The 12,864-nt window shown below is 51.8% G+C and carries 11 protein-coding genes; 4 read left to right on the plus strand and 7 right to left on the minus strand.

All coding sequences use genetic code 11. The annotated features are described in order from the left end of the window. Positions 1–10: 10 nt before the first annotated feature. Together HCU74_RS20340 and HCU74_RS17090 are read left to right on the plus strand one after the other, a co-directional pair. Positions 11–205 (plus strand): ABC-three component system middle component 8, encoded by a 195-nt coding sequence (locus HCU74_RS20340; RefSeq protein WP_345889708.1) that lies wholly within the window; start codon positions 11–13, stop codon positions 203–205. Continuing rightward, on the plus strand, positions 202–1,998 hold the full coding sequence (locus tag HCU74_RS17090) for a DUF2326 domain-containing protein (RefSeq protein ID WP_168451622.1): 1,797 nt from the start codon (positions 202–204) through the stop codon (positions 1,996–1,998). The genes HCU74_RS20340 and HCU74_RS17090 overlap by 4 nt, the downstream gene beginning before the upstream one ends. Positions 1,999–2,010: 12 nt before the next feature. Here the strand turns inward: HCU74_RS17090 and HCU74_RS20065 are convergent, their stop codons facing one another. Both HCU74_RS20065 and HCU74_RS20070 read right to left on the minus strand, forming a co-directional pair. Further along, positions 2,011–2,616: a tyrosine-type recombinase/integrase gene (locus HCU74_RS20065; RefSeq protein ID WP_345889705.1), complete on the minus strand. Its 606-nt coding sequence runs from the start codon at positions 2,614–2,616 to the stop codon at positions 2,011–2,013. After that, positions 2,576–2,950, minus strand: coding sequence for a phage integrase (locus HCU74_RS20070; RefSeq protein ID WP_246864674.1), 375 nt, complete (start codon positions 2,948–2,950; stop codon positions 2,576–2,578). Before HCU74_RS20070 ends, HCU74_RS20065 begins: the two co-directional genes overlap by 41 nt. 17 nt (positions 2,951–2,967) lie before the next feature. On the opposite strand from HCU74_RS20070, the gene hsdR reads away from it, so the two are divergent. After that, entirely contained in the window at positions 2,968–4,587 is a 1,620-nt protein-coding gene (hsdR, locus tag HCU74_RS17100; protein ID WP_345889709.1) for a type I restriction-modification system endonuclease, read from the plus strand. Positions 4,588–4,743: 156 nt separating this feature from the next. Beyond that, a complete protein-coding gene (locus HCU74_RS17105) occupies positions 4,744–5,805 on the plus strand; it encodes a Fic family protein (protein ID WP_168451623.1) in 1,062 nt (353 codons plus the stop codon). Positions 5,806–6,025: 220 nt separating this feature from the next. Here HCU74_RS17105 and HCU74_RS17110 read toward each other — a convergent pair whose 3' ends face one another. The 5 genes from HCU74_RS17110 to HCU74_RS17130 all read right to left on the minus strand — a co-directional run bounded on the left by HCU74_RS17110 (position 6,026) and on the right by HCU74_RS17130 (position 12,798). Continuing rightward, on the minus strand, positions 6,026–8,155 hold the full coding sequence (locus HCU74_RS17110) for a PQQ-dependent dehydrogenase, methanol/ethanol family (protein ID WP_168451624.1): 2,130 nt from the start codon (positions 8,153–8,155) through the stop codon (positions 6,026–6,028). A 56-nt stretch (positions 8,156–8,211) separates the two neighbouring features. Further along, the gene (locus HCU74_RS17115; protein ID WP_168451625.1) at positions 8,212–9,648 is read right to left on the minus strand and encodes a coniferyl aldehyde dehydrogenase; all 1,437 of its coding nucleotides are present in this window, start codon (positions 9,646–9,648) and stop codon (positions 8,212–8,214) included. 140 nt (positions 9,649–9,788) lie between these two features. Next, positions 9,789–10,637, minus strand: a complete 849-nt coding sequence (locus HCU74_RS17120) for a universal stress protein (RefSeq protein WP_168451626.1) — start codon at positions 10,635–10,637, stop codon at positions 9,789–9,791. A gap of 132 nt (positions 10,638–10,769) precedes the next feature. Beyond that, positions 10,770–11,252 carry an acyltransferase gene (locus HCU74_RS20210; RefSeq protein WP_168451627.1) on the minus strand — a complete coding sequence of 161 codons (483 nt, stop codon included), beginning with the start codon at positions 11,250–11,252 and terminating at the stop codon, positions 10,770–10,772. 55 nt (positions 11,253–11,307) lie between these two features. Continuing rightward, positions 11,308–12,798 carry a SulP family inorganic anion transporter gene (locus tag HCU74_RS17130; protein ID WP_168451628.1) on the minus strand — a complete coding sequence of 497 codons (1,491 nt, stop codon included), beginning with the start codon at positions 12,796–12,798 and terminating at the stop codon, positions 11,308–11,310. Positions 12,799–12,864: the final 66 nt, after the last annotated feature.

Here is a 12,864-nt window from a genome sequence, read left to right on the forward strand (position 1 = left end):
TATTATAAGTATGGCATTCATATTGCTCACTCGACTTAAAAGCAAGAGAACCGAGCAATTTGATGAACTACTTAAGCATGCCAAATCACGCATAAAAAGCGCTGATTCATTGTTTCTACCTGCACTAAATTTCTTATATTTAATGGGCACCATTGAATATCATCGAAAAACAGACTCTTTTGAATATATAGAACCTGTCAAATGAAACTTTCACGGCTATATACAAATAAGCCAGAAAAATTTACTCCAATTGAGTTTAATGACGGCCTAAATGTTATTTATGGCGAAATTCGATTACCTGAAAATCGTGCCAAAGACACACACAATCTTGGAAAAAGTACTCTCGGTCGCGTGCTGGACTTTTCTCTTCTGGCAAAAAGAAATCCAAAGAGCTTCTTATTTAAGCACTTTGACAAATTCAAAGAATTTACGTTCTACCTCGAAATAAAGCTTGAAAAATCACAATATTTAACCATCAAAAGATCAGTTAAAAATAGCTCAAAAGTAAGCTTTTTGAAGCACTCGGAGAAGTGGCAAAATTATAGCGATCTGGATGATCCTAACTGGGATCATCTTAATGTTACCTTTGACAAAGCAAAGAAACTTTTAGACGGAATTCTAGATTTAGAGGGAATAAAACCTTGGACATTTCGTAACGGAATCAATTATTTTCTGCGCTCACAAGATGACTATGGCGATGTCTTTAGACTAAGAAAATTTGCAGGAAAAGATGCACAATGGAAGCCATATCTAGCGCATTCGCTTGGATTTAACGCCGAGCTAATAGCAAGCCAATATGAAATCGAAGTAGAGCTGGAAAAAAAGGAAAATGCAGCAGCTCTTATAAAGAAAGATCTCGGAGCTCAATTCGACGATCTAAATAAGCTCGACGGCATACTATTAATTAAACGACGCGACCTTAACAAGAAGCAAACTCTAGTTGATGATTTTGATTTCAGTGATCACGACAAAGAAATAACTACAAAAATCATCGAAAATATAGACACTCAAATTTCCGAACTAAATTCGGAAAGATATTCCAAACTATTCAATTTACGGCGAGTAAAGCAAGCGATAGAAGAAGACAATATCATCTTCAATCCAGATGAAGCTGAATCCATATTTAAAGAAGCTGGAATACTATTTAACGGTCAGATTAAAAAAGATTTTACCCAGCTGATAGACTTCAATAGAGCCATAACAAAAGAGCGCAGCACCTATCTCAAAGAAGAAAAACTAGCACTTGAAAACGACTTAGGCTTAATCAACAAGGCCATCACCAGCCTTAACAATGAAAGATCTAAATCACTATCATTTCTGAGCAACACCGAAATTTTCTCCAAGTACAAACAGGCATCAAACGAATTAGTATCCTTAAAAGCAGACATTGAATTCTTAGAGCGACAGAAAGAACTTTTTGATTCGCTCAAAGCACTAAATAAAGAGATCAGGAAACTTAATGATCAACACGATTCGATTAAAATACAGATCGATGAGGACATAGCAAGCAAAAGCAGCGACGATTCTAGCCTTTACTCAAATATAAGGGTGTTTTTTAGCGAGATCGTTCATGATGTTATTAATCGAAATGCACTAATTAATGCAGGATTAAATAACGTAGACCACATTGACTTCAAAGCTGAAATCCTTAACGATTCCGGCGTTGCAACTAGCGAGGACTCAGGATTTACTTACAAAAAATTGCTATGTATCGCATTTGACTTAGCTATTCTCCGCTCACATTTAACATGTAAATTCCCAAGATTTGTATTTCATGACGGCATATTTGAGTCACTTGACAACCGAAAAAAGGAAAACTTACTTTCCGTAATTCGCCAATACTCCGAACTTGGCGTTCAATCAATTATAACGGTAATTAGCTCAGATCTACCCGAAACCGCAGAAGGGGAGAGCCCCATATTCTCACCCACTGAAATAGTCTGCCAGTTACACGACGAGGGCCCTAATGGACGATTATTCAAAATGTCGGCGTGGTAGTAATTTCTAGTGCTAATTTCCGCGAGTATTTAGCGGATTCAGCTGAACGGCATCCAACAGATGATCCTTCGCTAAGTGAGCATACCTCATCGTCATAACAATAGTTGAGTGACCTAGGATCTTCTGTAAAGTGATGATATTTCGGCCATTCATCACAAAATGACTTGCAAACGTATGGCGTAGCACATGCGCTGCCTGCCCCTTTGGCAACTCTATTTCTGAGGCCTTCAGCGCTCTCCGGCAAGCACTTAACGATGAAGCAAAAGCACCACGCCTCTCGAGGTGAGAACGAATTTCCTCGAACAACCCTTCTGATACCGGAACACTTCTACTCTTACCACTTTTTGTGCGAACGAAATGTAGCTTCCCGTCAGCGACTTGTTTTTTTGTCAGTGACTCAGCCTCACCCCATCGCGCACCGGTAGCAAGACAGATTTTCGTTAGCAGCAGTACGTGCGGATTACTGGTAAACGTCTCTATTGTAGCAAGGAGATGCTGAATCTCTTCGGTAGAAAGCCACGAGAGCTCCCGCTCGTCTATTTTGATCATTTTCGCTTTAGAGATTGGATTTTCGTACTCAATCTCCCCCGATATCGCGCAAGTAGTTATAGACCGCATTCAGATAGCCGAGGTGATTGTTCAGCGTCTTATCGGCAATACCCTGCTCCTTTCTAACCGCAGCATACTCATGAAAATCGCCAGGCTTCAGCTTTGCGCCTTGCGGATCCCCAAGTCGCTCAACTGTTTGTAGTAAATAGCGCCTACGCTTAGGGCCATCTTTGAGATACATACCTTTTACTTGATACCAGCGCTCGACTAGTTCGGACAATCTCCGCTTATCAGTAGAAGGGTTATTCCAAGGCTTGGCCTCATGTGCTCGGCTAAGTACTAACTTTTCGAATCGGCTGGCCTCAGCCGTGGTCTCAAACAGCTTCCTGACTCGCTTGCCCATTCTGACCTGCCAGCGAGATCTTCGGCAAACCCGTCTACACGTACTCCTATCGTGAGGCCGTGGCGGACGACTGGCTGATCGACCACGAACCGCCTATTCGCTATGAAACCTTGCTGAGCCAGCAAGGCATCCATTTTGACAGCGGCACCACAATCTCGGCGATCAACACTGCTACTGGCGAAATCGAAACGTCAGAGCTGGACGACGAACTGGACTTTGAGGTCGACGCCTTTAACCGCAGCGTGATCAGCGAGAGCTTTAACCGAGTTATTTGCGAGCAGCTTGCCCATGAGCTCGACCCTTTCGGCGACGAAAAAACAATGATTTTCTGCGCCACTGACCTGCACGCAGACATGGTCAAGCGTCTGCTCGACGCAGCTTTCGTTGACGTGCATAACGGCGACTACAATCAAACCGCCGTTGCCAAGATTACCGGCACCAGCGACAAGGTTGACCAACTGATCAGCCGCTACAAAAACGAACGCTACCCCAATATCGCCATCACAGTGGACCTGCTTACCACCGGGATCGATGTACCCAAAATCGCTCATCTCGTGTTCCTGCGCCGCGTGCGCTCACGCATCCTTTATGAACAGATGATTGGCAGGGCGACTCGGCGATGCGATGAAATTGGGAAAACCTGCTTCCGCATCTACGACCCCGTAGGCATCTATGCTGCGCTGGAAGCCGTCTCCACCATGAAACCTCTGGTACGGAACCCCAACATTACCCTGGAGCAACTGTGCGATGAGCTCACTGACCCGGATAAACTGGAAGCGAGCCTCAATAGCCCTGGGGAAGACGCGGATACCAGCCACGCCGACACAGTACTGAGCCAGCTTGGCCAAAAAGTCATGCAGGTCATGCGCAAGGCGAGCAAACGCGCAGAAACCAATCCGGCACTGCAGAAAAAGCTCGACGAACTGCAGTACAGCTGGGGCGTCGAGCCGGGGCAAGTTCACCATCATCTGCACACTCTCGGCCCCAAACAGGCAGCCGAATTCCTCACCCAACACACGGGCTTTCTGAATCAACTGGCGCAGGTGAAAGCCCTGATCGGCAGCGAGCGAATGCCCGTTATCTCCGACCATGAAGACGAGTTTCGAGTGCGTGAACAAAACTACGGTGAATACGCTCGACCGGAAGACTATCTCGACAGCTTCGCCCAATTTATTCGCGAACAGATTAACGAGTCAGCGGCTATTAAAGCCGTGGTCAACCGCCCCCGCGACCTGACCCGCTCCCAGCTCAAGGAAATTCGCCTGATGCTGGACAACAAAGGCTACACCGAAGCCACACTGCGCAGTGCATGGCGGCATCAAACCAATCAGGATATTGCCGCCAGCATCATTGGTCATATCCGCCGGGCCGCTCTGGGCGAGGCCATGATTCCCTTTGAGCAGCGGGTACAGGCAGGGCTACAGAAAATACTCAGCCAGCAAAGCTGGACGCCCCTTCAACAGAAGTGGCTGGAACGACTCGGCAAGCAGCTCACCCACGAGGTCATCATCGACCGCGAGACCATAAACCAGCTACCGGCGTTCAGCGGTGGCGCCAGACAGTTCGACAAAATCCTTAACAATCAATTGGATAGTGTAATCTCAACCATCAATGAGAGCCTCTGGGAAGCCTCATAACCGTGATTAGCATGTATAAAAATGGCGTGTTTTTATACCGAACAGCGACACATGTATAAATTTTCTAATTTTTTATACATATTCGCATTCACATATATAAAATATCGTAATAACTATACATATTCCGCGAAACCTATCCAGAGGACGAAGCCTTAAATGACGCCACTTCCGTTACCGGACATCCAGCAATGGGAATCTCGGGCAGTGCTGAAAAGATGCGCCGAGGCCCATCGCTATCTCGCGGAATTAAAAGGCGTCGCAGCCTCAATACCCAACGAGGCGATTCTGATTAACACACTGTCGTTACAGGAGGCCAAAGACAGCTCTGAGATTGAGAATATCGTCACCACGCAGGACGAACTTTTCAAAGCCACCCTGTTTTACGACAACCTCGTGAACCCGGCGGCCAAAGAAGTACAGGACTACGCCATCGCCCTGAAGACCGGCTTTGACCGCATACGACAGCGCCGAATCATACGGCTGGCGGACATTCTGGAAATTCAGCAAATTATCGAAAAAAATCGCGCCGGGCTACGTCGGCTGCCGGGTACAGCACTTAAAAACCTGCAAACAGGTGACATCATTTATACCCCTCCCCAGGAACCCGAGGAGGTCGAGTCACTGGTGAGCAATCTCGTCGATTACATCAACGACGATGCCCTCTGCGATGCCGACCCACTGGTAAAAATGGCGATCATCCACCACCAGTTCGAGAGCATCCATCCCTTCTATGATGGCAACGGTCGTACCGGTCGCATCATCAATATCCTGTACCTCGTCGCCAAAGGCCTGCTGGACTTGCCCGTGCTCTACCTGAGCCGGTTTATCATCCAGAACAAAGGTGACTACTACCGCGAACTGCAAGCCGTGCGTGATACCGGCAACTGGGAGCCGTGGTTGCTGTATATGCTGGAGGGAATCTCCCAAACCGCCCGCAACACAATCCACCTGGTAAAGAGCATCAAGGCACTGATGTCAGACTACAAAACCACTCTTCGGAACGAACTGCCCAAGATCTACCGACAGGAACTGCTTAACAATCTTTTCAACCACCCCTACACCAAGATTGAATTCGTGATGGACGACCTGCAGGTCACTCGACTCACGGCCACCAAATATCTGGAACAACTGGTCGAACACGGGCTAGTCACCAAAGAGAAAGTGGGCCGCAGCAACTACTACATTAACCAGCCACTCGTTTCTCTCTTCTTAAATTAAGGCGATCACATGACCCACAACGACATCGTCCAGGGGCACAAACAAAAACCGAAAAACTTAAACCCTTTATTATCAATTAGTTAATAGACATATTAAAGTGACGCCGGCCCACCAACACCAACACCCCAGCTGGTAGCAGCTGGGGTTTTTTATTGCCTGCGTTTTTGCTTTAGCACGTAACCGAAACTGCCCCACTCAAAACGGGGACAGACCCCGGCCGTCACTCCCTAACTAGGCGCTTTTCACCGCGCTGGTGACCCAGCTGCGCCTCGTGTACCACGTAGTGTTTAATCGCCTCGGCTTCGGCTTCGGTGATAAATTCGCCCCGTGCGGGCATACCCAATGAGGCCATGGCACCATCGCGCACGATGGCCTGCCAGGCTGGTGCGATGTCGTTGATGCGATAACGCAGATCGGAGATTAACCCGGCGCTGATGGCGTTGCCGCCATGACATACGGCGCAGTATTGGTTGTACAGTACACGCCCCGCTTCGATGGTTTCTGTATCCGCACTGGCCAGAGTCGGTTCGGGCAGTGTCTGTTCTTTTACCGCCACCCTTGGCAGGGCGGTGTCGCCGTCAAGTTTGTAGACCAGCAGACGGCTGATGTTGATCATGTTTCGCGGCCCGGCCACTGCGCCATAGGGTAGGCCGCTGATCCCTCCCCAGCCCTGGGCAACCGCAATGTATTGTTCGTCGTCCAGCTGATAGCTGATTGGCGAGCCCATAATGCCGCCCTGTACGTCCTGGGACCACAGCTCTTCTCCGGTGTCGGCGGCCCGTGCACGGAAAGTGCCTTCGAGGTCACCCTGAAACAGCAGATTACCCGCGGTAGACAGGAGCCCACCGCCGGAGAAAAAGCCCCCCTCCTTCTGCCAGACCACGGCATTGGTTTTGGGGTCGCGGGCTTGCAACACAGCTTTGAGTACCATTTCGCCCATGCCCGCGCGCTGTTCATTGGTAAGTTCATCGGGCACGGCAACCATAGGTGCCACGGCGTAGTTGGTATTCCACACGCCTTTGCGGTCCTGGGCAGAGAAGTCGTCGATGTATATGGCACCGGACATCAGTGCGGGAATATAGACCAATTCGGTTTGCGGACTATAGCTCATTGGCTGCCAGTTATGCGCGCCGCTGGGGCCGGGGGTGACCAGTGGAATTTTGCCCTCGCGCAGGCCCTCGGCTTCAACTGGCCGACCGGTTTCCATATCGACATGGCTCGCCCAGTTCACCGGCATATATTTTTCCGCCGACAGCAGTTTTCCATTGCGCCGATCCAGCACGTAGAAAAAGCCGTTTTTCGGCGCCTGCATAATGACCTTACGCTTTTTGCCCTTAACGACCAGGTCGGCGAGGATCATGTGCTGGGTGGCGGTGTAGTCAAAGCTGTCTGCGGGGGTCGTCTGGTAATGCCAAACGTATTTACCGGTGTCGGCGTTCACCGCAACAATAGAAGACACAAACAGGTTGTCGCCCTCGCCGTTGCTGCGCACTTTGTGGTTCCAGCTGGAGCCATTGCCTACACCGATGTAGAGAAGGTTCAAGCTGGGGTCGAAGGCGAATGAGTCCCAGGCGGTGCCACCGCCCTTGCCATTTTTCCACCATTCACCATTCCAGGTACTGGCGATCCATTCTTGGGTGTCGTCTTCAAACCCTTTTGCGGGATCACCCGGCACCGTGAAGAAGCGCCAGACCAGCTTGCCATTGGTGGCATCGTAGGCGCTGACATAGCCGCGCACACCCAGTTCAGCCCCACCATTGCCGATAATGACTTTGCCGTTAACGACTCGCGGAGCGCCGGTAATGGTGTAGGGGTCGTCGGTATTAATGCGGGTATCCACTTCCCAGAGCGGATCCCCGGTTTTGCGGTCGATGGCGCGCAACTTGCCATCGTAGCTCGCCGCCAGCACTTTGTCCTGCCACAACGCGACGCCGCGGTTGACGCCGTCGCAGCAGCCCCGCACCGCGTAATCCTTCGGCACTTTCGGGTCAAAATGCCACAATTTCCCGCCGGTGCGCGCATCGTAGGCCAGCACATGCCCCCAGGAGGCGGTGACATAAAGTACGCCGTCTGCCATTAACGGCGTGGTTTCGATCCCCCGACGGGTGGGCAGGTCAGCATACCAAGCCAACCCCAACCGACTGACATTGCGCTGATTGATGCTAGTCAACGGGCTAAAGCGCTGCTCGCCGTAGTCGCGGCCGTGGCTAAGCCATTCTTCGGCCTCGGCGCGGACGATACGCGCCCCGTCCACATCGGCAAAGCCCTGTGGGCCGCCGCCTTCGTTCGTGCGCCCACAGGCCGATACCGCCACAACCAGTGACAGCGCCAGAATTTTATACAGTGACATGCTTTCCCCCCGGGGAGCTGAATGCGTTCCGCTTAGTGTAGAACCCAGACCGGCTATCAGCCCTTGAACTTGACTAAAAAATTGTAGAACCGCGTAGCAAATTTGCCATAGGGCGGGCGCAGCAGCGTCATCGGTGAAAACGCGGGCTGATAGTAAATCGGCCGCAGTTTACTGAAGGTCAAAAAGCCTTCATAGCCGTGGTAATGGCCCATGCCACTGGCACCGACGCCACCAAAGGGCATATCGTGCTGGGCGATATGGAACAGGGCATCATTGACGGTCACTCCCCCTGACATAATGCGCTCGATATACATGTCAGACAGTGCCCGTTTATGGGTAAAGGGATACAGGGCCAGGGGGCGATCGCCGGCATTCACATAGTCCACAACCTCTGCCGGGCTCTCGTATTCCAGCACCATCAGCAGCGGGCCAAAGGTTTCCCGCTGGCGAATCGTCATATCCGCACTGGTATCCAGTACGAGGTGAAGTGGGAACTTGCGCGCCTCACGGTCGATCTCCTGTTCACACAGGTTAATAATGGTCGCCCCTTTGCTGCGCGCATCTTCCAGGGTGTTCTCCAATCGCTGCACCGAGCGGTCGTCGATTATGGCGGTATAGTCAACACTGCCAATGTCCGGGCAGTGTCTGGCCACATAGGCCTTCGCCGCCGCGATAAATTCTTCTCGGCGGGTTTTATGAACGAATACGTAGTCGACATTGGTACAAATCTGCCCGGCGTTGAACTGCTTGATAAACAGAATGCGTTCAGCGGCCTTGGCCGTGGGGTAGTCCGGGTCGATCACCGCAGGCGCCTTGCCACCCAGCTCCAATACCACGGGGGTAAGGTTTTTCGCCGCTGAGGCCATCACCGCCCGACCGGTTTGTCCCGAGCCAGTGAACACCAGAAGGTCAAAGGGGAATTGGGAAAATTCAATCCCCACCCCGCCAGTCTCCTCAAAGAATTGCAGCTTGTCAGCGGGGAAGTATTTTGGGCACAGCTCGATCAACAGTCGGCTCAGGTGAATGGAGTTTTCCGACATTTTCACCATCGCGCGATTGCCCGCCGCAAAGGCCTGAGCCAGTGGAATAAAGCTCAGATTGATCGGAAAGTTCCACGGCACGATTATGCCGACAACACCCAGGGGCTGAGGAATAACCCGGTTTTTGCCGCCGGGGAACATGGTCAGATCCACGTGGCGCTTTTGCACTTTCATCCATCGACGCAGTTTTCCGATCACGTCGTTAATGGTGTCGGTGACGGTGATGATTTCGCCAAACAGGGTTTCATGGCGGGAACGGTTGCCGTAATCGGCGCAAATTGCCTCGATCACCGCTTCGCGGTTATCACTGAGCATTTTTTTCAGCGTCAACAGGTCCTGTTTACGCTGGGCGTAGCTGGGTACCGGCTCCGCGAAATAGGCCTGTTTCTGCCGATCGAAGCACTCTTGCAGTGGTGCCCGAATCGCGGTTTGGCTGCGCTCAACTGTTTCCATAGTCATCCCCTGTTTGACAACGGGCAGAATGCCCTGCGTCAAGGGATGTTACTACTGAACACTTGTAAAACAAGTGTCGAGGCGACAATTAGTGAAGCGGGCGCCACAAGCCACTGACGCCGCGCTGTCTCTGGAAAAAATTAACGCAGCAATAACAATGGCTTGCGAGTTCCGGCGAGCATTTTATGGGTGAAGCTGCCAAGCAGCACATCACGGATGCGCAAATGACTGAAAGCCCCCATCACGGTGAGATCGACATCGTTTTCACCCTGAAACCTGATCAGCGCTTCGTCGATTTTCCCATGCAGGTGAACCGCATCGTGGGGAATACCGGCAGCCCCCAGATGTTGGGCCGCCTCGCCCAGAACGGCATCTCCTTTGGCGTCATCCCCCACATAAACCAGCGAGCAGGGGATATTGTCAAACACCGGGCTCGCGGAAACCATGTCCAGCGCCTTGCGCGAAGCCTCGGTGCCATCGTAGGCAAGCATCACCTTTCTGGGCACAGAGAAGGCGGTATTGACGACCAAAACTGGCCGGTGCAGGGCACGAATGACGGTTTCAAGATGGGCGCCGAGCTGCCCTTCACTATGTTCTTCGCCGCGTATGCCCATGACCAGCACACGGATATCGGCTTCCAGCTCTACCAGAGATTCCTGCAAACTGCCGTGGCGCTGCCAGCACTCCACCTCGGTCACCCCCGATTCACGGGCACGCGCCTCGGCGGCCTTCAGCATGAGCTTGCCCTTTTCCCGCAATAGCCGACTGCGCTCTTGCTCGACCCGGGTAAGCTCCTCAAGCAATTCTTCCTGACTACCCAGCCCGATACTGCCGCTCAGGTCGGCCACCGCCGCCTGGGGTCTATGCTCTATATTATGGAGGAGTTTAAGCGGCACACCGGCCTGTCGGGCCACCCACGCGGCATAATCCACTACCGCTGTGGTCAAGCTCGCCCCGTCAATACAGGCCAGCACGTAATTATTATTCATTCCTGGGCTCCTGGTCGTAAGGCGACGCAGTGGGTCGCGCCCCTTCTTCGAGTGTCAGTCTAGACTAGCATGGCCAGCCCACCACGCAGAAGGCTTCTACAAAATCCGACACAGGCTATAGCGCCTGCACCCTCATTTTGGGGCAGATCCTCTGGATTTCGCGGGGTTGCCATACCAGAGCTCACCGGGCGGAACATCCCGGGTCACCACACTACCGGCTCCAATCAAGGCTCCCTCCCCAATGGTGACCCCACCCAGAATAGTGGCATTCGCCCCTATGGAAGCGCCGGCCTTCAGCGTCGTTTTCTGAAAAGCAGACGGGTATACCTTCGAGCGGGGAAATTTGTCATTCGTAAACGTAACATTGGGACCAATGAAAACATTGTCTTCAACAACGATGCCGTCCCACAGTTGAACTCCCGACTTGACAGTGACATTGTTGCCAATCACAACGTCATTTTCGACAAACACCTGCGCATTAATATTGCAATTTTCTCCGATACGGGCCCCGGCGAGCACTACGGAAAACTGCCAAATTCTGGTTCCCGATCCTATAGATTCGGTCTGCACATCTGCTAGCCGATGAACTCCTGTGTGTTGTGCATTTTTCACCATTAACGGCACCCTCTACACCACGATTACAGTAGGCCAAGGCCTCAACACTCAGATTTTAGTGAGCAAGAATTTTTTCGATTTCTTCCGGCTTGTCATGCACACCGAAGCGATCAACAATGGTTTCGCTGGCTTTGTTCAGGCCAATCAATTCGACATCGGCCCCCTCACGGCGGAATTTGATAACAACTTTATCCAAGGCGGCCACCGCGGAAATATCCCAAAAATGGGCGCGGCTGAGGTCGATAATCACTTTGTCCAATGCTTCTTTGAAGTCGAAATTTGACGCAAAACGGTCAGCAGAGTTAAAGAACACCTGCCCGACCACCCGATAGCGCCGGGTCTCACCGCCATCTTCCAGCTCGCTTTCAATGTACATTAAACGACTGACTTTATTCGCAAAGAACAGCGCCGCCAACAACACACCCACAAACACACCATAAGCAAGATTGTGGGTCCACACGACGACAGCGACAGTGGCTAACATGATCACATTCGCCGACAAAGGGTTTGTGCGCAGGCCGGTAACGGAGCCCCAGTTAAAGGTACCGATAGATACCATAATCATCACAGCCACCAGCGCGGCCATGGGGATCATCGACACCCAATCACTCAGGAAAACCACCATGGTCAGCAGCATTGCACCGGCAAAGAAGGTCGACAAGCGGCCTCGCCCGCCGGATTTAACGTTGATCACCGACTGACCAATCATGGCGCAACCGGCCATACCACCCAGCATCCCCGAGGCGATATTGGCGATACCCTGGCCCTTGCACTCGCGGTTTTTGTCACTGCCGGTATCGGTCAAATCATCCACAATCGTCGCCGTCATCAGCGACTCCAACAGGCCGACTACCGCCATCGCCGCCGCATAAGGGAAGATGATCTGCAAGGTTTCAAAGTTCAACGGCACATCCGGCCACAGGAAAATGGGCAGAGTATCTGGCAGTTCACCCATGTCACCAACGGTGCGAATGTCCAGGCCGACAATCAAACTGAATGCGGTAAGGCTGAGAATACATACCAGAGGAGAGGGAATAATCTTCCCCACTTTGGGCAGAAGGGGAAACAGGTAGATAATCCCCAGTCCCGCTGCGGTCATTGCATACACATGCCAGGTAACATTCGTCAGCTCGGGCAGCTGGGCCATAAAAATGAGTATGGCCAGCGCATTGACGAAGCCGATCACCACCGACTTGGACACGAAACTCATCAACTGCCCCAGCTTCAGGTAGCCGGCCAGAATCTGCAGCACCCCCGTCAACAGGGTTGCCGCCAGCAGGTACTGCAAGCCGTGCTCCTTGACCAGCGTCACCATCAACAGTGCCATAGCACCGGTAGCGGCTGAAATCATTCCGGGGCGGCCGCCCACTATCGCGATCACCACCGCAATACAAAAAGAGGCGTACAGCCCCACCTTGGGATCAACACCAGCGATAATTGAGAAGGCAATAGCCTCGGGAATCAGCGCAAGCGCCACCACCAGGCCGGCGAGGAGGTCGGCACGGACATTACCGAGCCAATCTTCTTTTTTGGAGAGCAATAACATAGGGAACTCAAAGGACTATACGATTATCGTGCCCGATGTTTAACAGGACAAAGTCAGGGAAAGTAC

It is taken from the genome of Spongiibacter thalassae (assembly GCF_012272835.1).
Classification (GTDB): domain Bacteria; phylum Pseudomonadota; class Gammaproteobacteria; order Pseudomonadales; family Spongiibacteraceae; genus Spongiibacter; species Spongiibacter thalassae.